Below are 22332 nucleotides of genomic sequence, written 5' to 3'. Positions count from 1 at the left end.
GAGGGGTTAAATCAGCCTTCTCTACTAACTTACAATATACGGATAATTTTATCTCGGTTATCTCGCTCCTCAAACTCCCCTATCACGGTAGGAGCTACATTGAGATCATTGAGTAGCGATAACACGACGTCTAATTGGCTTGGCTCTACAGCGACAAGCAAACCACCCGAGGTTTGAGGGTCACACAGCAAGGATTTCTGAAGTGGTGACATCTCACTGATTTTTTCACCATAGCTGTCGAAGTTGCGTTGGGTACCTCCAGGTAGACACCCTTGTTCAATATAACTCGTGACCCCCGCCAGTACAGGTAAGGCATCAAATGTTATCTGGGCAGCAAGACCCGCTCCCTCACACATTTCTACCAAGTGCCCAGCTAAGCCAAACCCAGTCACATCCGTCATCGCAGATACACACTCCAGTTCTGATAGCTGTTGGCCAGCTTCATTTAGACGACACATGTTTTCAATAGCTAGTCCTCTATGCTCCTCTTTCAAAAGAGATTTTTTCTCCGCTTGACTCAATACACCTATACCCAAAGGCTTGGTTAAAACAAGTTTATCCCCTGACTTTGCGGTATTATTACGTTTAACAAACTCAGTGGATGTCGTGCCCGTCACCGCCAGACCAAAGATAGGCTCCGATATGTCGATTGAGTGCCCTCCCGCTAATACAATTTTGGCATCAGCACAAACGCTTCTCGCCCCTTCAATCACCCTTGAGGCAATCTCCGCAGGCAGAGTTTTTACAGGCCACCCCAGAATGGCAATTGCCATAATAGGCGTGCCGCCCATCGCATAAATATCACTGATCGCATTGGTCGCTGCAACACGGCCAAAGTCATATGGGTCATCCACTATTGGTGTAAAAAAGTCAGTCGTGCTTATAATTGACGTGCCATTTTTTAGGTCGTAAACAGCGGCATCGTCTTTGGTGTCATTCCCCACCAATAGATTTGGATCGATAAACTCCTTGATTTCTGTTTTAAGTATCTGTTGTAAAACACTAGGAGACAACTTACATCCACATCCCCCACCAGGGCTAAACTGAGTTAACTTTACACTTTCCATGCTTGTGCCTTTTCATCTAATTTATTAGTTGTAATCAGTGATTAATTTCAATTTATCACTCAATTTCAGATAATATTTAAATCACAATTGCTGCAAAGCGTATATAGAAAACTTAAATGTTCATGATTTAAATCAAAGTCGAATAAGCAAGATTTAAATACTGTAAAACTATGGAATGAGATGGGGTCTGGTGGCCCTCTCGGTCTTCAAAACCGATGCGAGCTGTATAAGTTCTGGTAGGTTCGATTCCTGCCTCTTCCGCCAAGCCTACCTAATGGTTGCCTTTATAAGTTAAGAGCCTGTTTATGCCCAACCCTAGCGATAAAAGTAATATTAATTTTCGCCTGCCTAAAATTGATAAAATAGTTAATACTCCAGAGTTAGTCCATTATTGCAAATTATTGAGTCGTCCTATTGTGGTTGATTTTGCTCGACGTGTATTGAGCGATATCCGCTCAAGTAACACCTTCAGGACTCAAGGGTTTAGTCTGGAACAAGTGCATGCAAAGGTGCTATCACTTTGTGCCAGCCATGCTGCGATGCGTCAGCAGAAGGTAATTAACGCCACGGGGATCCTGATTCATACTAACTTAGGGCGCTCTCCCATTGATAGTGAGGTTTGGCGAGAGGTTGGGGAGCTCAACACAGGTTATTCTAATCTTGAGATCAATCTCGAAAGCGGCCAACGAGGCCAGCGGCATGGCCTGATTCCCACCCTACTCAATAAGTGGATTGGTAGCGAGGATGCGATCATTGTCAACAACAATGCTGCCTCTCTATTTCTTATGTTATCAACCCTGGCTAAAGATAAAGAGGTAATAGTCTCGCGTGGAGAACTAGTCCAGATTGGCGGGGGATTCCGTATCCCTGACATTATGGCAGCGACCGGCACTAAGCTGGTCGAAGTTGGTACCACCAATATCACAACCGAAGATGACTACCTGAACGCGGTCAATGAAAATACCGCTGCGGTTTTACTTGTCCACAAATCTAATTTCTCTATAGAGGGATTCAGCTCAGAGCCAAACTTAAAGACACTTGTTGCTAAGCTGCCTGAGCAGGTCCTAGTATTGGTTGACCAAGGCTCTGGTTTCAACAATGAGTTTTCGATCTCAAGAGAACGCTCGGTAAAGTCCTACCTAGACAACGGGATCGACCTGATTTGCTTCTCTGGCGATAAGCTACTGGGTGGCCCACAATCAGGAGTGATCGCTGGTAAACAGGCACTCGTTCATCAACTCAACAAGAACCCCCTATTTAGAACCTTTCGAGCAAGTCGATTGATCCTATCTTTGCTTGAGTCATTATTGGTAAAAAAACTTAACAAAAGCATCAAGCCTGTCATCTCGGAACACGTATTAAACCAGGCGAGCGCATTGTCACGACAGCTTGCTCAACAATGGGAGGGCGTTGTTGAGCTGTGTGGCCTGAACACCCAGATTGGTGGTGGCGCTGCCCCCTTCCAGTCTTACCCTACTCAAGGGATCGCCCTGCGCTTGCCTGGCAAAGCGAGCTTACACCTTGAGCAGCTTAGAAGTATGCCCATCCCGATCATCGGTTACATCGAAAAGGAGCGTGTACGCCTAAACCTAGCTACCGTGCTAGAACAGGACAAAGAGCTATTTACTCAGCAGCTACATCAATATCTTAGTCAGTTTCAAAGCGACGACGTAAGCAAGAAAGAGTGTGACCATGCCTGATCAAACTACACAACTCACTGGACTCATTGTCGGACTCGGTGGACATGTCGATCACGGAAAAACAGCCTTGGTTAAGGCGATGACAGGTATTGATACTCAACGCCCTACCGAGCGCAAACTGGGTATGACCCAAGATATTAATTTTGCTCGCTTCAACAGTGATGGCCAACCCTATATTGCTTTGACTGATGTCCCTGGCCATGAAAGATATCTGCGCAATATGGTGGCGGGAGTCGCTGACATCGACGTACTTTTACTTGTCGTGTCAGCGGTAGAAGGCTGCATGCCAATGACGTACACCCATACTCAGGTTGCTATCGCAATGGGAGTGACACAGATTGTTATCGCACTAACTAAAACCGATTTGGTTGATCCAAGCACTCTAGCCAATATAGAAGATCAAGTTCTCGAGCAAATCATGGATGTTACCGGAGTGGTACCCGATATTGTTCCAGTCAGTATTCATAACCCCTCCAGCATCGAGGCACTGAAGGCGACATTAGTTAGCTATATACCTCCGCTGGCTACTGGGATGGATATGAATCAAACCCTGACCTCTCCTGCTACAAGCCTCTACGTTGACAGAGCTTTCACTATCCAAGGCGCTGGTACTGTCGTTACCGGCTCGTTAACCACCGGCCAGCTTACTAAAGGGGATAAACTAATTCTTGAGCCGAGTGGGGTTGAAGCAAAGGTGCGTAGCTTACAAACACACAATCAAGCATGTGAAAGTGTCGTATCTAAAGCCCGTGTTGCGATTGGACTCAAGGGTATTGCAAAGCACAAACTAAAACGTGGGACTCTATTGCGCTCAAGCAACTTCAATGACTTTTCGGTGGTTTCGCAGTGTTTCGTCAAAAACCTCAACCTCGGTACACCTGAATCATCGACGACACTGACTAATCATCGGCCAAATAGGCGCATATTAGCCTGCTCGGCAACTTGGTCATGTGAAGCGACGTTAATACCCGTATGTGACGGGGTCTTCTACAGGGTTATCTTTGATAACCAAACACCAATTACGCTAAATCAACGAATCGTTTTTCTCTCCTTGAATCAAGGCGCGATCATTGCTACTGGAAGCGTGGTCTGGGATGAATTTATTCCTAGAAACCTCAAGCATCAGACACTAGATCAACTCGATGAAATCTATTCAAAAAATGACAAGGTTTGTCGTCAGCAGATCAAGCTTGAGATTCTAGGCTATTGCAAGTCAGAGGGAGCGATGCTTGCAAGCGATGACACGGTGTTGTCTATCGATGGATATAGAATTGACAAGTCGTGGCATAAAGAGCAACTAGAAAAAATCGTCTGTTTGCTAGAGAAATTTAATCACCTTAGCCAGTTAGAGATTTCACATAAATTGCAACTCGATCTCGAGATAACTAAGGTGCTACTCAAGTTTCTTAAACACAATGAAAAAATTGTCAATCGATATGGTAAATGGCAACTTGGTAGAGGCAGCAGTGAAGATGACCTAGACCCTGATGTGTATAACCTGCTGCAACACATACGTTCACTTGGTAAAGTAGGGTTTGAAACCAACAAGACCGACTACAAGTACAAGGTCAAATGGCTACGCTTGCTTGCTCATGCAAAATATATCACTGCCATTAGTGAGTCGATCTACTTAGATGCTCATGTGTATACCAAGCTTGCCCATCAGGTACTTTGTGATCGAAACGCTCACGATACAATCGAGCTACAAGAGATTAAGAACTCGGTACAATTAAGCCGTAAATACTTAATCCCATTTGTAAATAGATTAGAAAGAGATGGCTACCTACGAAGAAATGACGATGTGAGGGTGATTCTAAAAACACCAGCTATTGAGTAAGCCGTTTATCCTTAAAACCACTTTTTTGCGCTGAGTGGCGAGAGCAGCTATCGCTGCAAGCAAGTTTTGAGCTAGAAATATTGGTCGTCTTTCGCGACTCTTGCTCACCTTTTCGCCAAGAAACCAACTATGCGATAAGGGCCTTGTTGCTCCCCTCAACAAAGCCAGTACCACACATTCAACACTGGTGAACTTTGGTCATCTCTACCAGTCAAAAAGGCCTTAAAACAGTATCTAATCTGTTATCGGCTAATACTAATATTGGCGCGACTTTTGTAATGTGAACACTGATACTCCCTTCAATCGTATGATCCAACGTTCTACCGCAATTGGCCCATAAATGCCGACCAACAAATAGAGCCAGAAAGCAAGTGGGCTAATATAATGATTAAGTGCCGATATTGCTTGCCCATCAAAAAGCCCGAGCTTAGCGAAAATGAGGTCGAGAATGACAAAAAAGGTCATATGTAGCGTCATAATCGGTTTGCTCCACTGACCAATACGCATCAAGTGATGACTGCCTGCTAGCTTATGGCATGCATGAGCCACGGCAATTATGCCGGCGGAGCCAAGCAATGAAACCGCCACATGGCCAATAAAGCCGTCGGGATATTGACTCCATGACATACCCAGTTCATGCGCCAAACCAAGCATGACTAGCATTGCTACTATCGACCAACTGACAACCAGACACAAGACGCTCGCCAAGTGTTTGATGACGTCTTTAAGCACAAAGCCCAGAGAAAAAAACATCCAACCAACACAGACTTGGCAAAGCAAATTCCAAGGCCAATTGCGCTCGAGGTGATAGTATGGAGCAACTACCTCAATACCCAGATAACCAATCAATAAACCCAGCACAACTACCGAGTGTTTAGAGACCCGACTGCCAACAAAAGTAATAAACAGACTAAATAGCGTACTTACCAAGCCATAAGCGATGATAAACCACCCCACCATAAACAGAGAGTTGTTATGACTATTGTGTGCCAATGGAAGCCATAGGGACTCAAGGCCCTGGCCTAAATAAAACACGATACTTGTCTGCCAAGATGAGACAATGGCCCAAGTCAGCAAAGCTAACAAGGTGTACCAAACAATGTAATAGCCGAGATGAGCTCTTACAACCTTGGTCACCCAACGGTGGAAGTTTTCAATCGGCTTGGCAACGATACCACCGAGAAGAAAAAACAGTGGCATATGAAAAAGGTAAGGAGACCAGGTCCAGTTTGGATGCCAAAGATAGTGACCTACTACGACCAAAATAATCCCGAGACCACGAGTGATATATACCACCTCAGAATCAGATTTCGACAACGCCGGCATTCGTTATTCCTCGTACAGTTAGTAGAATACTTAACCTAGCGCTGGCTGAGAAAGATAACTGTGACCAATGGCTGAGTCCATAAAAACTGGCCAACCAAAGATCACAAATTCACCAATCCAATGATTGCAATGCATAGACCAATGTTATTGATAATCTTGCAACATCTTAACTAGGCACTGAAGAGCAATCGCCACATCTGCTTCATTCACTGCCTCCAGCGGATTATGACTGATCCCCTTCTTACAGCGAACAAACAGCATTCCGACCTCGGTTAACTGCTGCATCGCGAGCCCATCATGGCCAGCTCCACTGGGAAGGAGATGGGCGGATTGCCTAGTCACCTTCTCTACCGCAGACGCCCAGCACTGCTGCAGGCGCGGTGCACACTGCAGAGCATCCGCTTGATATAATCGCTCTGTGGTCAGCGAGACCCGTCGCTGCTGCGCAATGCGCTCAAGCTTGGTGAGCAGCTGCTCTGTGCAAACCTCGAGTCGTTTTTGCTCTGGGCAACGTAGGTCTAAGCTAAAGCTGACCTCTCCGGGGATCACATTGACCGCACCAGCGCGCACATCACATTGACCCACGGTTGCAACGACCTGCTCGGCTTTCGCAAAGCACTCAACTGTGCTAATCATCTCGGCCACCGCGCAGAGTGCATCCTGTCGCAGCTCAATTGGCACCGTCCCTGCATGCCCCGCGACCCCTTTAACTTGAATGTGAAAACGCTTTGCCCCCGCAATACCCTCGACCACACCAACAGGCAGCTCAAGATGCTCAAGTACCGGCCCCTGCTCGATATGCACTTCCAAATAAGCACCGATATCGGCGGGCTTACGCGCATCACTGCCCGCACGGCTTGGGCATAATCCAAACTGACGCATTGCCTGCGCCATACTGATCCCATCAGCATCGGTGATATCGAGCCAAGCGCGGTCAAAGCAGCCCGCGACGCCGCTTGAGCCAATCAGCGTGGTGCCAAACCTTAGCCCCTCTTCATCACCAAAGGCCACTACATCGATATGGAAGGGAAACTCGGCCTCGCTGAGCGCCGCCAGTGCCTCAATGGCGAGTAATATACCCAAATTACCATCGTACTTACCCGCATTTCTCACTGTGTCACTGTGCGAACCGAGAATAATCGTGGGCAGTTCTGGATTGGGTGAGACCTTGCGCCCCCACTGATTACCCACGCTGTCCACCCAGGTTTCAAGCCCCGCGGCTTGCATCCATTTGGCCAGTTGCTGGTTTGCTTGCTGATGCTCTTGGGTTAAATAGGCGCGAGTAAGGCCTTCGGTATCACTCGAATACTTCGCCAACTGGTCCGCTTGGCGCATCACTTTGTGGGATCGACACTCCATTGTCTCAAACATCCAGCTCTCCCTACGCGTAATACTCAATTGCCGCAGCAACTGCTTGGCCTGGGTTAATGTCGGCTTTATGTTTCAATAACACCGCCTCTAGTGCCGCCAAGGTGGTCAAAACACACTCTTGACGCGCATTGTAGCCCATGGTGCCAATGCGCCAGATCTTGCCATGCAGTGGACCAAAAGAGGTACCAATCTCAATCCCAAACCGATGCAGCAGCTCACCACGCACCGCATCCCCATCGACATTGCTCGGGATATAAACTCCCACCACGTTATTCATCTTGTAAGCTTGATTACCAAATAACTCAAGGTTCATCGCGACTAAGCCAGCCGCCATGGCATCGCCAGCCTGCTTGTGCCGCGCTATCACCTGATTTGGCCCCTCTTCAAGGAACAAGCGGGCACACTCTCGCGCCGCATACAGCATACTGGTGGCCTCTGTGTGGTGATTGAGACGCTCAGGCCCCCAATAATCCATCACCATAGCAAGATCAAAATAGTTAGACTGGATCATCCGTCCTTGTCCCGCTATGTGGTGATCAGCACGGATGCCTGCCTCGATATGTTTGCGTTGATTGATTAGGTCGGCACAAGCATCACTGAGGGTGATCGGTGCTGAACCCGATGGGCCGCCGAGACACTTTTGTAATCCAGCCGATACCGCATCAAGTTGCCACTCATCGGTCTTTAGTTCATTGCCGGCGATCGATGCGGTCGCATCGCAGTAAAATAGAACGCCATACTTTTTGCACACGGTGCCAATCTCAGCCAACGGCTGGTTCATTGTGGTTGAGGTATCCCCCTGCACTGTTGCAACTAGTTTTGGGCCAAACGATTTGATTGCCGCTTCAACCTGCTCAGGCTGACACACCTCTCCCCACTCAATATCAATAGTTTTCACTTGAGCCCCAACGCGCTGAGCGATCTCACACAACAAATGACCAAAGCGACCAATGACCGGGATCAAGACCTTATCACCAGGCTCAAGCACCGATACCAACACCGCCTCAATCCCAGAGCGGGCCGTGCCATCCACCAGCATGGTTTGCTGGTTGCTGGTTTGAAACACACCACGATAGAGCGATTGAACCTGATTCATATAGCCCGTCATTACTGGGTCATATTGGCCAATCAGTGATTGAGATAAGGCCTGATGAACCCTAGGGTATGCGTTGATGGGCCCCGGCCCCATAAGCATGCGCTGTGGTGGATTGAGAGTTTCAAAAATTTGTCCGTGAGTCATGTGGTGTTATTCCTTTTTCTTATCAGTAGGGGGAGTTTACCCACTACCGCAAAACTAATTGGTGAGTTGCTCGGCAAATGCCATCAATCGATATTCACTGTGTGCAGGTCCGAGCAAAGAGTAACCGATTGGCCCTGGTTTCTGCTCCGTTAAAGGCACATGCAACTGCGGCAGGCCCGTTAAACCGGCAACGCTAGTCAGCCCCATAAGCTCAGTTCGATAGTGCGCCAAATATTGCGCGCTGCTATCCAATCTCGGCGGCCCAGAGGGTGTTGTCGGCAGCAGCCAGTAAACCGTGTTATCGATGATATGTTGCTGGGTGGCATGAGAAAAATCTGCCTGTTGTTGCTTCGCTTGTTGGTAGTCTTGACTTGTGATGGTGCGCGCCCATTCGACACGCTGAGCGATACTCGAATCTAAGCTATCTAAATGTTCAGTCAACCACTTGTCATGCTTAGCTATGATTTCAAAACCCTGAATGGTGCGAAACAACTCGCTAAGTCGAGCCAAGCTCAGCCCCTGCTCAGCAATAAAGTCACCTTGGATAAGCTCGACATTAGCATCATTTAATGCCTCTATAAGCGCCTTCATTCGCCCTGCGCCCATTAATGCGCCATGTTGTTTATCGAGATACACTCGCCTAAAAACGGCTTGATTATTCTTGCTAGGTTTAAGAGCCTGCCAAACTTGGCTTAGCACACTAAGCTTTTCGGCAAATAGCCCAGCAGTATCGAAGCTCTTGGCAAGCTCAAAGCAGTGTTGAAGGTCTAAAGAGCCCAGCGTAGGACGCAACCCAAACAAACCACAGTAACTGGCCGGGACTCGCACCGAGCCGCCCGTGTCAGTGCCGAGAGAGAAATCACACTCACCATTGGCAACCGCCACCGCACTGCCACTGGATGAGCCGCCAGGAATACACTCCGCGTCCCTAGGGTTTACTGGTGTGCCGTAGTGTATATTCTGCCCATTCAGGCTATAAGCCAGCTCATCGGTCTGCACCCGACCGACACAATGGGCGCCTGCATCAAGCAGCCCCAAAATAATCGGTGAGGTCTGCTGAGCTGCCTCATGGGTATCTAGCCAAGCGGGGTTACCGGCCCCCGTGGGGTAGCCTTTAACATCAAACAAATCTTTGAACACAAATGTTAAGCCATTTAGGCTGCCTGACGTACTTGGTACGATGCTCTCAGGTCCCTGCTGACAATAAATACGGGTATCTCTATTCACGTGTCGCTTGTTCCTTATTCGAGTTCACTCAGTTGGGTATAACTCGAGGCTATCTTCTGACTCAGGCTTGCGGCCTGATTGCCTAATTTGCGATAGGCTTTGTTAACTAAAAACGAGATCAGGCTCATCGGTACAGCGTAACTGTCGAGGGGCGATTCGTTATTCATATGGCAGATCATCACGCTGTCGACCTTATCAGCGTATTTCTGCCCTGATTGGTCGGTCACCAGCAGGCAAGGCTGGCCTTGTAGAAAGTCAATGATCTGAGTAAAGTTCTCGGTTCGGCGTCGAATTCCAAACAACACCACAAAGTCGCTAGGCTCGATAGAGGTGAGATCTTCACCTAAGGTCTGCCCCGGTAGTGGCAACAAATCAACGCCAGAGCGACACTGCATCAGTTGCTGGCGAAAGTGCATCGCTAATGGATAACTATTGCGATAACCAATGACTTTAATTCGCTTCGCCGAAATCAGTCTCTCGATCAGGGCGTCGGTATCCATATTGACGAGTTGTGTCCAAAGTTGCTCGAGTGCCCGCATATCCGACTGGATATCACCATCATCAATCTCTGAGGTGATAACCGGAATACCTTGGTCACGCTCAAACATTAACTCTTGTCGCAAAGCAAGGTGGTCATCATAACCTATTTGGCGAATAAAGCGGCTGACACTGGTTTTTGACACTGCACAAGCCTCGGCAATCTCACCAGTCGAAAGAATCAAGACTTTTTCCGGATTCAGCTGTAAATAGTCTGCCACCTTGCGACTGCTCTGAGTTAGCTGTGCATATTGCTCAGTAATACGCTCGCTGAGGGAGTGATGAGGAAGTCGAGTCATCGCTTACTGCCTCTTATCGAACTGCTGACAAAAAGCTTTGCAGCTCTGGCGTTTTTGGCGCAGCAAACACCTCTTCACTTAGTCCTGTTTCCCACACTTTGCCTTGGTTCATAAACACCACGCGATCGCCAACATCACGGGCAAAATTCATCTCATGGGTTACCAAAATCAGTGTCATCCCCTCTGCCTTAAGCTGCTCTAACACCTTAAGCACTTCACCAACCAATTCAGGGTCAAGCGCAGAGGTGATCTCATCACACAGCAGTACTTTAGGATTCATTGCCAATGAACGAGCGATCGCGACCCTTTGTTGCTGGCCACCAGATAGGTTGGTCGGATACGCATCAAACTTATCACTCAAACCCACCTTCTCAAGCAGTTCCTTAGCCAGCGCCTCACACTCTTGGGGGGATTTTTTTAACACCAATTTCGGCGCTAACATCACGTTCTCACCCACCGTCATATGGGGAAACAGGTTAAAGCTTTGAAACACCATACCGACACTGCGACTGAGCAGGCGCAACTTGTAATCGTCATTTTCTACCGCCTGACTATCTAGGATGATCACCCCATCCTGGTAATCCTCAAGACCATTCATGCAGCGCAGTAGTGTGCTCTTACCCGAGCCACTGCGGCCAATGATCGACACGACCTCACCTGGTTTGACTTTCAGATCCACGCCTTTTAGAACATGGTTTTCGCCATAATACTTATGGACTTTCTCAACGCTAACGAGTGACATGATTACGCGCCTCCAAATGACGAGCTAAACAGGAAAGAGGAAAACAGATAGCAAAGTAGAGCAGTGCCACGAGGGCAAAGACCTTGAATGGTTGAAAAGTGGCATTATTGAGCATGGTGCCAGCCTTCGTCAGCTCAACAAAGCCGATGATTGAAGCTAATGCGGTGCCTTTAACGATTTGCACAGAAAAGCCCACCGTTGGCGCAATCGCTAGGCGCGCCGCCTGCGGCGCAATGATATAGCGCATGGTTTGCAGATAGGTCAGACCAAGGGTACGACACGCTTCCCACTGGCCCTTAGCGAGAGACTCTATACAGCCTCGCCAGATATCGTGAAAGTAGGCACTACTGTAGAGAGTTAAAGATAAAATCGCTGCCGTCCACGGGCTAACATCGACGCCGAGCAGAGACAGACCAAAAAAGGTCAGAAACAGTTGCATCAGTAGCGGGGTACCCTGAAAGATCTCGACATACAGTTTGATCATCTGAATAAAGGCACGATTTTTAGTACTGCGCAGCAGGGTTAACACGAGACCAACCGCACCACCACCGATAAAGGCAATCAGTGACAACAATAGTGTCCAGCGTGCCGCTAACAGCAGGTTGCTAAAGATGTCCCAGTCGGAAAATTCCATCATCATAATAGGCCTCCTAGAGGGCGGGGTTTTTGAATGCGGCGCGGCGCAGCAGGGCAAATACCTGACGCATGATCATCGCTAACACCAGATAAATCGCTGCGGTGAGCATATAGGACTCAAAGCTTAGGAAACTGCGCGATTGGACAAAGTTAGCGGCAAAGGTCAGATCTTCAACTGAGATTTGCGAGACCACCGCAGAGCCTAGCATCACGATAATGCTTTGACTGACCAGCGCTGGATAAACGCGCTGATAAGCCGGGGGAAGCACAATGCGGGTGAAAATCTGTAGCCGTGTTAGACCTAGGGTTTTCCCTGCTTCCCACTGCCCTTTTGGCGTGGCATCGATACCTGCGCGAATGATCTCGGTCGAGTAGGCACCAAGGTTGATCACCATAGCGATCACACCAGCTTGCCACGCTGATAACTTGATACCCAGTGCTGGCAGGCCAAAAAAGATAAAGAACAGCTGAACGATAAATGGCGTGTTGCGGATCACCTCAACGTAACAGCGGCATAAAAAGGATAGCCAACGCACCTGGCTGGTTTTGGCTCCCGCACACACGGTGCCAAGCAGCAAACCCAGTGTAGTGGTGATCAAGGTAAGCTCGATGGTTGTCCATAGACCTGCCACAAAATGTGGCAGGTAAGGCACAAGCTCAGCGAACGATAACTGGTAGTTCATGCCAGGCTCCCGTTACACTTCATCAAGATCGGCAGGGAATGGGGCCCTCATCCATTTTTGCGACAGCGCCTCAAGCACGCCCGCTTGTTTGGCGTTCGAGATTAAACGGTTCACTTCGTCAAGTAGCTCCTGTTGACCCTTCATCACGCCCACGTAGCACGGCGAGTTTTTCAGTAGAAACTTGGTTTGTGGCGCTTTACTTGGATAACGAGTGGCGATTTCTGTGACCACAAGGTTACCAGTCGCGATCAAGCCGACTTGACCAGATAGGTAAGAGGAGAGTGTGGCGTTATTGTCTTCAAAACGCTTAATGATGGTATCAGCTGGAGCAATCTCGCTCAGGTTCAAATCCTCTACCGAGCCACGGGTAACGCCAATGGTTTTACCGCTAAGATCGCTTGCTGAGGCTACCTCTTCACTTTCTGCACCAAACACACCTAAGTAAAACGGTGCATACGCTTGAGTAAAGTCAATCGCGCGCTCACGCTCAGGGTTTTTACCCATACTTGAGATCACCAGATCCACGCGCCCAGTCTGCAAGTATGGAATACGGTTGGCGCTGGTGACGGGTACCAGCTCCAGCTTAACGTTGAGCTGCTCTGCCAAGTAGGCCGCCATGTCGATATCATAGCCTTGCGGCTTAAGATCGCGCCCAACCGAGCCAAATGGAGGAAAGTCTTGTGGCACAGCAACCTTAAGTACGCCCTTGCTCTGAACAGATTCAAGTTGATTTGCTTGCGCTGAAGAAACGCCGGCCATTAGACCTAGCGACAGTACAACTGTGGATAACGCTGAAAAGAGTTTCATTGTCTATCTCCCTATAATGTATGAAACGTTTGAAACAGTTATAATTGCAACTGCAACGAACGTACCAAAATGTCAGGCTGATAGATAAACCAATAATTTCAGCCACTTGCACTCTCCGTGCAAGCACTTAAGGCAGGAAGATTAACCCATTGTTGTGCATAAGTGGTGCATTTGAACCAATATTGGTGCACCTATGAAACAATCGAAACATAAAAAGCCAGTGGTTAATACCACTGGCTTAAAACAACGTTATTCATTGTAAGTGTGAAAAGGCATAAGCCCTTTTTAATCACCCATGTGCACGCCTAAGCTGACCAAGGTACTTAACCCAACTTTTGGCTTGGCTCGAAGGGCTAATATTGTTGGCAAGCTTGGCCTGCACGATCGCCTGATCGAGCTTATCAAGCTTGTAGTAGGCACGCGTTTTGGCGAGCGCAACTTGTTCTTCTCGCGCGGGTACCTTATCAAGCACAGCTAGAGCGGCTTGATAACGCTGTTGCTGAAGCATAATTTGCGCTGCATTCCAATGGTAATCAGGCTCATATTTTGCTGCTTGTAACCAAACATGCGTTGCACGATCCCACTCTCTCGCTTGCTGCCAATAGGTGGCCTGCTCCCTGAGTAGTTTGACATCGGTTTTTGCATTATCCAGCTGTGCAATCTGACGAGCAGCCTGCTCTGGCACGCCATGTTTGGCATAGAGTTGTGCCAGCAGGCGTAGCTCTTGCTGAGACAGCTCGATATTGCGCTGTTTTGCCAAAGTCAGATGATTAAAGGCACTTTTCTCATCACCCACACGCAGCTCTAAACCGACTAACTGCGTCCACCACTGATCCTTCTCAGGCTCCAGATCGACGAGTTTCTTCAGTGTAGCGATAGCGCCCTGCCACTGCTCAAGGTGGAGCTCTGCACCTAGTTTAAGGCTGTATGAGGCGACATCTGGTACCACCAATTTGTGCAGCGCTGCGACAGCAGTTAATGTCTCGTGCCACTGCTTGGCTTGATAGTGAGATTGGGTAACACGCAGCTGGATCTGCTCGACCATCTCTGGCTCCGGCGCATTCTCAAGCAATGGATAATAATACTCAAGCGCCTTGGTGTACTCTTGCTCGCCCAACAGCAGATCAGCCAGCATTTTTTGCGTGTGCCAAGCTTGCTCATCTCTCAATAGACCGCTGTCTACTGCGATGGTGATCTGCTCTATCGCTTTAGGTAATTGTTCCGCTTGCCAGTAAAACACACCCAGCATTCGGGCAATAAAGGCCTGATCGTAGGCTCTTGATGTCTTGATGGCTTTGAGCTGCTCAATCGCTTCAGAGATCTTGTCATCTTGTGCTAGCTCATTCGCCCGCATTACACGAGTGGCAGAATAAGGAGACAGCTCTTGGGCAACCACAGATGCACAAACTAATTGGCTGAGCACAACTGTCGCAATCAACAGGGTTCGCTTGATCATTTTTCTAACTGAAACTCCAATTTAACCGTTTGATTAGGCTGAGCCACGGCGCTGCCATCCACGAGTTTGGGTTGATATTTCCAGCTGCGTAGCGCGCGGGTTGCCTCTCGCTCAAAGACGCGATTTGGCTGCGCCTCGACGACTTTGATATCGGTGGGTTTACCCGTTGGGTCGATAGTAAAGCTCATCACCACATACCCTTCTATCTTGCGACGCAGGGCATTCGGTGGGTAACGCGGCTCGACACGGTAGAGTGGCATCACCTGTTGGTTTGCGTTGAAATCACTGAAGGTCGGTGCACTGATTGCCAAGCCATTAATACTGGTGTCCAAGTCTAAAACCGGCTGATCCATCATCGCCATATCAGACACAAGATCGTCTGACTGCGCCATTGGTGTTTGCTCAGGCATCTCAGGCGTCTCAGGTTTTTCTGGCGCCGTTCGTCTGCGGCGCTGAACATCTTGCTCATTCTCAATCATCACCATGTTAAAGCTCACCCCTTCCGATGCGTCCGGGGTTTTGCGGTGACTGGTATCCACCATCCATGACATAAACATAAAGATGCTTAACGTTATCAGCAACGCTGGCGGGGTTGCTAATAGGAGACGTCCCATTATTGCTTCTCCGCCGCCAAAGCAATATTCACCACGCCCGCACCCTTGGCTGCGTCCATGACTTTGACGACGGTGCCGTTATAGGCATGCTCATCGGCTTGGATCACCAATGAAGCATCAGGCTTATCAAGTAGCAGGTGCTCGAGTGTGGCTTGCACACGTTCTACATCGACCATGCGCTTATCAATATAGATGTCATTGGCTGAGGTGATCGCAACGAAGATACCCGCGTCTTTTTGACTGACCACATTCGAGGCTTGCGGCCTATTCACTTCAACGCCCGATTCACGCACAAACGAACTGGTAACAATAAAGAAGATCAGCATGATAAATACGATATCAAGCATCGAGGTCAAGTCGACTTGCGCCTCATCTTGGTTATGTTGTCGTCTACCAAGTCTCATTGACGACTCCTTAATGATTTTTCTAATTTAATTTCGCGCTTCTTGCAGGCTTTGAACAAGCGTGCGTGAAAGAACATTCCGGTCAGTGCCGCCACCATGCCGGCCATGGTTGGCAATGTGGCTAATGATATTCCCGAGGCCATCAACTTTGGATCGCTGCTGCCTTGGGTTGCCATCACATCGAACACCGAGATCATGCCGGTCACTGTACCGAGCAGACCCAACATTGGGCAGATAGCGACTAAGACTTTGATCAAATTCAGATTCTGATAGATCTTGATGTGCGCGTGAGCAAGCCAGCCGTCACGAATCGAGCGTGCATACCATGAATGCTGATCAGCACGCTGATGCCAGGCATCAATCCAGCCCGCTCTCTGTTTCGGGAAGCTAAATACCAAGTAGAGAACTCGCTCAGCGACCAGCAGCGTGTTGATTGCCACCACAGCTGCTAGCCACCAAAGTATTTGCCCCCCCTGCTGCATAAAGCTGAGCAGTGACACCGATAGGTCACTCTCGGTCAGTGCTTTAGGCAACAGAGATAAAAGCAATTCCATTACGCTGCACGCTCCACAGAATTAGTGTCATTACGATCACTCTCTGCTTGCGCAGCCACTAAGCCAATACCCTGCTTCTCAAGGATATTGCGGATCGACTCCGCTTGTGAGCTCAAAATATTATGAGACAGCAATAACGGCATCGCGGCGATCAAGCCCAGTACTGTGGTAACCAGCGCCATTGAGATGCCACCGGCCATCACTTTCGGGTCACCATTACCAAATTGGGTGATCACTTGGAAGGTTTCAATCATACCGGTTACCGTACCGAGCAGACCCAACATCGGTGCCAGTGCTGCAAGCAGCTTCAACATCGATAGGCCGCGCTCAAGGCTGGTCTGCTCATCGACAATGCTCTCAAGCAAACGCAACTCCATCGCTTCAACACTGCGCTCTTTGTCTTGATGATAAACCGACAGTACACGTCCCAGTGGGTTGTTGGTTGGATTTTCTGGGTTCTTGAGCTGCTTACGGATTTTCTGACGTGTCACGACCAAGCCCATACCGCGTACTAACGCGATAATCAGACCTATAGCGAGTAGGCCAAGGATGATTCGGCCAACGACACCACCAGCGCGTAGGCGATCCGCTAAATCAGGCGTCAGAGCCAATTGCTCGAGCAGTAAGCCACGTGATGGGTCGATGGTCATCGACACGCTCTCACCAGAGGCTAGACGCTGCGCTTGTGTCAAGGTTGGAATTGAGCTCGGCTGCTTAAGGTAAGTGCGAGTTTCTGCTTTTGCGCCATCCCAGTTAAGGTAACCGTTCTCGTCAACCAGACCCATAGCACCAATACGTGCTACTTGCTTTTCAACTACTTGACCATCACCATCGATGTAGCGAACCGGCGCAAAGCTGACTTGCGCGCTCGCATCAATCTGCTCTTGCATCGCCTGCCACAGGCCAGTCAGTTGCGGCATAGAAGGAAGGCGAGTTGCTGCGGTGATATCAGCAACCATCGCCTGGTGCGTCTGGGCATCCAGACCAGTTACTGAGGTTTCTAGCTCAGCTTCAAGCTCTTTGGCCGTTTGACGCACAACGCCGAACACTTCACCTAGGCTACCGGTTTCCAGGCGAAGCTGCTCTTCAAGACGGGCGAGCTTGTCTTCGTTGGCACTAAAGGTGTCAGTTAGGCGTGCATTCTCTGCTTCGATGGCTTTTTTATCCGCCTCAAGTTTCGCTTTCAGCTCATTGAGCTCTTTTTCGGTCAGCTTAAACACTGACTCACGAGCTTTGTCATGCTGCGCTTGCTCAATCGAGTGCGTCTTCGCCGTGTTAACCAGGTCGGTATCAGCGCTTGCGTTAAAGGTGGCTAGAGACAGTGCCAACATTGAAATTACAGGAATCGTTTTCATCTTACTTCACCTCCGCGTTAGCAACTGAAACCGGCAGGCTTAGTAGTGTTGGGGCGATCTGCTGATCGGCCAAACGAAATGCTTGTTCTAGGTCGTTGTTCATTTTGCTATCGACAATTAGCCACTCACCCTGAGCCTGGTTCCAAGACCAGTAACGCGCTCCGTTGGCACTTTTGGCGATCAGCGATACACGACCAAGATAGAGCATGCTCACTTCAAGATTTTGGCCGTCGAATTCAATTTGTCCTTGGTAGGTGCCCAACTTAAATCCGTAGTCTATCTCAATCATGTAGGCTTCGAGAATACGGCGATACTTTTCCGCATCACTAACGTCGGCGCGAGACATCATTTGCTCAAGTTTGTTCACGCGCTCAACACGCGCTTGGTAGCGAATTGGCACATCAGTGTCGATGTGTGTTTTCAGCGCATCGATCATCTTATACATCAGTGGTACAACGCCCTGACGTGTATCTTGGATCTGGTCGATCTGCGCTTCAAAACTCAACACCTCTTCCTCTTGGTTTGCTACTAAGGCACGAAGATGGTCGCGATAGATTTCAAGGTTACGGATCTCTTGTTGCAGCTGCTCGGCTTCAAATTGCAGTGCCAAGGTGGCTTCAGAGCTTTGATTAATACGCTGCTGGGAAGCGGCAGATTGTTGGTTGGTTTTGTCAGTAATGGCTGAGGCGTTGTCAAGGCCCGAGGCCCCCGCCTGACCTGCAATCGCCATCATCAGGATTGCTAGGCTATATCGTGTTGTATTCATGTCAGTTGTTCGGGCTAAATTTAAATGATAAATATTCTCATTAGTAATACGCTGATAGTACCTGAAGTTTTTCTGTTTTAAAACTCACAATTGCGTATTTACTGTCTTAGGTCAAAACCCATCACCTAGCCCCAAGTGACCTAAAGCCAGATCTTGGTTTTGATCCTCAGTCATGCAGTTTAGCGGGAAAATCATCCACTTATGTCAGAATAACTCGATAAGTTTGCGGACATTATCTCATCTTGTTGGTCAAGGTATTGATTTTATAGGTCAAGGTGTTCTCCAGACCTAGTTCAATTACAGCATCAATGAAAATGCCAACCAAAAGGCGACGATGAGTGAGGAGGACCAGATAACCCTTGTTAAGATCAACGATGCGAGTAAAGCTGATGGAGATTATCCTGAATGTAAAATTGGCGGAGTCTCTACGCTGGCTAATAGAATCAGATAGTTAGCAAATGGTAGTGACACTCTGTGGTTGACTTGGGCTGGGTGAAAGGGCTATCGACTAGTTATTCTCAAGCCTCAACGCCTACAACCCTAATTAATTTGTCAATCGTTACCTATCGCTCTACTCCACTCAAGCAACAATGTAAGTCGACCTAATCCAACGATGAACAGGAAAGTGTGCCCGTATATAGAACGCTACCAGTTAAGACTTATAGCGGTACATCTTGCCAGCGGCCTTTAAGTAAAACGCGCTGTTCGGTGAAGCCCAATTGCAACAGCTGCTCGCGACATGCCTGATGATAAGTGCCAAGATGATAGGGCGCATGTGCATCGGCATTGATCTGGATTGGGATATGACGCGCCTTGACAGCCTCGAGCAACCAGTACGATGGGTAGGCCGATTGGGTCGCGCCGCGTATAATGCCACCGTAATTGACCTCGAGCACAACGCCGGATTGCGCAACAGAATCAAGCGTATTGATCGCCACCTCACGATACCAGGGGGCTTGTTCGTCAAATAGCCCATGGGAAAGGTTGTGCTTCTTAACCAGGTCATAGTGGCCAAGTATATCAAACCCACCTGAGCGACACAGCGTGCCCACACACTGATAATAGGACTCAACCATGGCTCTGACGTCACCTTGATAAACGCCGTTGATAAGCTGGTCGAGTTCTTCTAACGGACCATCGACACTCAACATGGGATACTGGTCATTAGGCCCAGATAAGGCATGCACCGAGCCAATTTTGTAATCGAGGTTAAGCGCTTGCCACATAGTATCATTGGGAGAGACTACCCCTTCGATAAAGTCACACTCAAGCCCTAGGTATACCTCAATATCTGACTGAGATTTTAACGCGTTTATGTCGTCCACATAGTTGGACAAGTTATCGGGATACATGCAAAAATCATTGTCAAAAGGAAGCGGGGCGTGCGAGCTAAACCCGATCGCTTTAAAGCCTAGCTCTATGGCCTGGGCCAACATCTCTGCGGGTGACCCTTTGCCGTCACAGTAGTGTCCGTGGGTGTGATAATTTGTCAGTAGCATAACGGCCTCTTATCTGAAAACGGTGCTTGTGCGATTGCGGTTGAGAGGCCTATCATAAAGGTTAGTTCATTGATTTCAATGACATTTGCTAGCAAACCCTCGTCTGTTAGTACCAATTCAAATCGATTTCCATCTCAGAAACTGGTGCCACAGGGCCCCCGCACATCTCGTCATAAACACATGCATGCTGTAGGGTAGCAGATTGATAGACTTCGTCGGCGCAGTAGTCTCTGACTTGGTTGAGACTGCGAAACGTGATGGCCCTATCCATCTCATCACGAATTAACGATTCTTTTTTGCCATCAACACGGTAGGCAAGATAAATGTCACCTTCAAACGACTTAACCAGTAATTGCATGGGAGTTCTCCTTTGACTGCTCCTTTGCTGCTTACGGGGTTATGATGGGCAAAGATCGTTTCAAATACCATTGCAAAGATACAAACTAAAATTACCCTGATTATCGATAGATTTCTCTTTGAAGCTATATTGAGAGGTTACTTGGGTCTATTTCGTCTTTTGATATAATCAGCCAACAACACTACTCTGTAAATTACATATCATCTCAGTTTGTAATTAGAGTACCTCGATACGAGACAAAGGAAACTTGATTCTATGCCTGTGCTCCAACGCATCAGTCTATTCGCCCTGCTCACGACTTTGCTTGCAGGCTGCAGCTCACTTCCCGCAGAGATAAACCATCCCACTGCGCCCGCACCTTTATCACCAAACAGTCGCCTTCTAGCAATGGTCGAAGACCAACAGTCCGATGCACAGCTCCTAACCAATAGTGCCGTCGTCCTGCAAAAGAGCGGTTGGGACGCACTCGCCCAGCGCCTTGCGCTTGTCGAGAGCGCCGAACGCAGTGTCGACATCCAGTATTACATCTGGAATTCGGATGCCTCTGGTATCTACCTCGCTAGCCGCTTAATTGCCGCTGCAGAGCGAGGTGTGCGCGTGCGCGTCATGCTAGATGATATCAACCTAAATGAGCGCGAAGACCTACTCGCCACCCTCAATGCTCACCCAAATATAGAAATCCGCATCTTTAACCCTATCTCTTCGCGCAAGGGCAATGCCAAGATGCTGCGTGTATTGGGGGACTTTTCACGCTTGAACCGCCGCATGCACAACAAGACCTTTACCGTTGATGGCGCTCTATCTATTGTCGGCGGGCGAAATATCGGTGATGAATACTTCGATCTCTCTGATGAGATCAACTTTCGCGATCGCGATGCGCTGGTAATGGGCGATGTGGTCCATGAGGTTGAGTCAAGCTTTGCCACTTATTGGGACAGTCCTTGGGCCTACCCGATCACGCTTCTCGGCGGTGAGGCGGACTTACAGATCCCTGATATCAGTCAAGTAAGTGCGCCGGTTTATCAAAATTACCCCGCGCTGCCACAAGATAAGAACACCGCTCATCGATACCTCACGCAAGTGATGGCGGAGATGAACTGGGTTAGAGCGATGTTTATCGCCGATCAGCCGGTACCAGATAATGCCGCCAACACGGATGTCCCTAAAGCAACCGCCTTGCGACTTGGCCGCTATGCACAAAATGCCCAGCAGCAGGTGTTAATCGAATCGGCTTACTTGGTGTTTGATGACCGTCAACTCAAAGGCCTAAAAACCTTGATTGACGATGGCGTTGAGATCAAGGCATTGACCAATTCTATGGTATCGAACGATCTGTTGACTAACCACTCTGGCTACGCGGGTCGCCGTCAAGATATGCTTGAGCATGGCATTGAGCTATTTGAACTCAAACCAAGTACCGCACTATGCCAAACATCCACCAAGGACAGGTCCAAATGTGCGCCAACTGTGCCTTATGGCCTGCACACCAAATCCGTAGTGTTTGATCGCAAGTATGCGGGTATTGGCTCGTTTAATTTCAACCTGCGCTCAACCTATCTCAACACCGAATCCGTGTTGCTTATAGAAGATAAAGCCTTTGCCGAGCTGTTGGCTCAAGATATTGAGCAGACCATGCTTGATGAGAACAGTTGGCACTTGGAGCTGGATCAAGGCGATATCCGTTGGTACTCAGGTGGACAGAGTTGGAATACTGACCCGGATACCGGGCGCTGGGAGCGCTTTCAGTCACGATTTATTCAGCTGTTTCCTATCGAAAAATACCTTTAAAACACAGGGGCGAGGTGCGGGGACGGGCCTTGCCCTACGAGGTACGAGGGGGTTACCGATTGTGAT

At 48.7% G+C, this 22332-nt stretch carries 21 protein-coding genes and 1 tRNA gene; 4 read left to right on the top strand and 18 right to left on the bottom strand.

The window, feature by feature from the left end; genetic code table 11:
* Window positions 1-29 precede the first annotated feature (29 nt).
* The gene (gene selD, locus ACZ5R2_RS18125) at window positions 30-1067 is read right to left on the bottom strand and encodes a selenide, water dikinase SelD (protein ID WP_464903199.1); all 1038 of its coding nucleotides are present in this window, start codon (window positions 1065-1067) and stop codon (window positions 30-32) included.
* A gap of 172 nt (window positions 1068-1239) precedes the next feature.
* Here selD and ACZ5R2_RS18120 point away from each other — a divergent pair.
* From ACZ5R2_RS18120 to selB, 3 genes are all read left to right on the top strand, one after another.
* Window positions 1240-1331: transfer RNA gene (locus ACZ5R2_RS18120), tRNA-Sec, on the top strand.
* Window positions 1332-1372: 41 nt separating this feature from the next.
* On the top strand, window positions 1373-2767 hold the full coding sequence (gene selA, locus ACZ5R2_RS18115) for an L-seryl-tRNA(Sec) selenium transferase (RefSeq protein WP_464903200.1): 1395 nt from the start codon (window positions 1373-1375) through the stop codon (window positions 2765-2767).
* Window positions 2760-4604 carry a selenocysteine-specific translation elongation factor gene (gene selB / locus ACZ5R2_RS18110; RefSeq protein ID WP_464903201.1) on the top strand — a complete coding sequence of 615 codons (1845 nt, stop codon included), beginning with the start codon at window positions 2760-2762 and terminating at the stop codon, window positions 4602-4604. Before selA ends, selB begins: the two co-directional genes overlap by 8 nt.
* Window positions 4605-4859: 255 nt before the next feature.
* On the opposite strand, the gene ACZ5R2_RS18105 is transcribed toward selB, so the two are convergent.
* The 17 genes from ACZ5R2_RS18105 to ACZ5R2_RS18025 all read right to left on the bottom strand — a co-directional run bounded on the left by ACZ5R2_RS18105 (window position 4860) and on the right by ACZ5R2_RS18025 (window position 20478).
* Window positions 4860-5930, bottom strand: coding sequence for an acyltransferase family protein (locus ACZ5R2_RS18105; protein ID WP_464903202.1), 1071 nt, complete (start codon window positions 5928-5930; stop codon window positions 4860-4862).
* Between the two features lie 144 nt (window positions 5931-6074).
* Window positions 6075-7301, bottom strand: coding sequence for an allantoate amidohydrolase (locus ACZ5R2_RS18100; protein WP_464903203.1), 1227 nt, complete (start codon window positions 7299-7301; stop codon window positions 6075-6077).
* Window positions 7302-7311: 10 nt separating this feature from the next.
* Window positions 7312-8541, bottom strand: coding sequence for a pyridoxal-phosphate-dependent aminotransferase family protein (locus tag ACZ5R2_RS18095; RefSeq protein ID WP_464903204.1), 1230 nt, complete (start codon window positions 8539-8541; stop codon window positions 7312-7314).
* 54 nt (window positions 8542-8595) lie between these two features.
* Complete coding sequence (locus ACZ5R2_RS18090; protein ID WP_464903205.1) at window positions 8596-9768, bottom strand: amidase; 1173 nt, start codon at window positions 9766-9768, stop codon at window positions 8596-8598.
* Between the two features lie 14 nt (window positions 9769-9782).
* The gene (locus tag ACZ5R2_RS18085) at window positions 9783-10604 is read right to left on the bottom strand and encodes a MurR/RpiR family transcriptional regulator (RefSeq protein ID WP_464903206.1); all 822 of its coding nucleotides are present in this window, start codon (window positions 10602-10604) and stop codon (window positions 9783-9785) included.
* Between the two features lie 13 nt (window positions 10605-10617).
* A complete protein-coding gene (locus ACZ5R2_RS18080) occupies window positions 10618-11346 on the bottom strand; it encodes an amino acid ABC transporter ATP-binding protein (protein WP_464903207.1) in 729 nt (242 codons plus the stop codon).
* Window positions 11333-11986, bottom strand: a complete 654-nt coding sequence (locus ACZ5R2_RS18075) for an amino acid ABC transporter permease (protein WP_438458567.1) — start codon at window positions 11984-11986, stop codon at window positions 11333-11335. The genes ACZ5R2_RS18080 and ACZ5R2_RS18075 overlap by 14 nt, the downstream gene beginning before the upstream one ends.
* Before the next feature lie 10 nt (window positions 11987-11996).
* Window positions 11997-12665, bottom strand: coding sequence for an amino acid ABC transporter permease (locus ACZ5R2_RS18070; protein WP_464903208.1), 669 nt, complete (start codon window positions 12663-12665; stop codon window positions 11997-11999).
* 12 nt (window positions 12666-12677) lie between these two features.
* Window positions 12678-13472 carry a transporter substrate-binding domain-containing protein gene (locus ACZ5R2_RS18065; protein ID WP_464903209.1) on the bottom strand — a complete coding sequence of 265 codons (795 nt, stop codon included), beginning with the start codon at window positions 13470-13472 and terminating at the stop codon, window positions 12678-12680.
* A 289-nt stretch (window positions 13473-13761) separates the two neighbouring features.
* Window positions 13762-14928 (bottom strand): tetratricopeptide repeat protein, encoded by a 1167-nt coding sequence (locus tag ACZ5R2_RS18060; RefSeq protein WP_464903210.1) that lies wholly within the window; start codon window positions 14926-14928, stop codon window positions 13762-13764.
* Entirely contained in the window at window positions 14925-15542 is a 618-nt protein-coding gene (locus tag ACZ5R2_RS18055) for an energy transducer TonB (RefSeq protein ID WP_464903211.1), read from the bottom strand. Before ACZ5R2_RS18055 ends, ACZ5R2_RS18060 begins: the two co-directional genes overlap by 4 nt.
* Window positions 15542-15946, bottom strand: coding sequence for an ExbD/TolR family protein (locus tag ACZ5R2_RS18050; RefSeq protein ID WP_438458562.1), 405 nt, complete (start codon window positions 15944-15946; stop codon window positions 15542-15544). Before ACZ5R2_RS18050 ends, ACZ5R2_RS18055 begins: the two co-directional genes overlap by 1 nt.
* A complete protein-coding gene (locus ACZ5R2_RS18045; protein WP_464903212.1) occupies window positions 15943-16500 on the bottom strand; it encodes a MotA/TolQ/ExbB proton channel family protein in 558 nt (185 codons plus the stop codon). Before ACZ5R2_RS18045 ends, ACZ5R2_RS18050 begins: the two co-directional genes overlap by 4 nt.
* Complete coding sequence (locus ACZ5R2_RS18040) at window positions 16500-17855, bottom strand: MotA/TolQ/ExbB proton channel family protein (protein WP_464903213.1); 1356 nt, start codon at window positions 17853-17855, stop codon at window positions 16500-16502. The genes ACZ5R2_RS18045 and ACZ5R2_RS18040 overlap by 1 nt, the downstream gene beginning before the upstream one ends.
* A 1-nt stretch (window position 17856) precedes the next feature.
* A complete protein-coding gene (locus tag ACZ5R2_RS18035; RefSeq protein WP_464903214.1) occupies window positions 17857-18621 on the bottom strand; it encodes a DUF3450 domain-containing protein in 765 nt (254 codons plus the stop codon).
* A gap of 659 nt (window positions 18622-19280) precedes the next feature.
* The gene (locus ACZ5R2_RS18030; protein ID WP_464903215.1) at window positions 19281-20120 is read right to left on the bottom strand and encodes a histidinol-phosphatase; all 840 of its coding nucleotides are present in this window, start codon (window positions 20118-20120) and stop codon (window positions 19281-19283) included.
* Window positions 20121-20226: 106 nt separating this feature from the next.
* The gene (locus tag ACZ5R2_RS18025; RefSeq protein WP_464903216.1) at window positions 20227-20478 is read right to left on the bottom strand and encodes a DUF6482 family protein; all 252 of its coding nucleotides are present in this window, start codon (window positions 20476-20478) and stop codon (window positions 20227-20229) included.
* A 255-nt stretch (window positions 20479-20733) separates the two neighbouring features.
* Between ACZ5R2_RS18025 and ACZ5R2_RS18020 the strand changes: the two genes are divergently transcribed.
* Window positions 20734-22266, top strand: a complete 1533-nt coding sequence (locus tag ACZ5R2_RS18020) for a phospholipase D family protein (RefSeq protein ID WP_464903217.1) — start codon at window positions 20734-20736, stop codon at window positions 22264-22266.
* Window positions 22267-22332: the final 66 nt, after the last annotated feature.

Source organism: Vibrio sabulosilitoris, assembly GCF_055391395.1.
This window is presented reverse-complemented; position numbering and strand designations above follow the sequence as displayed.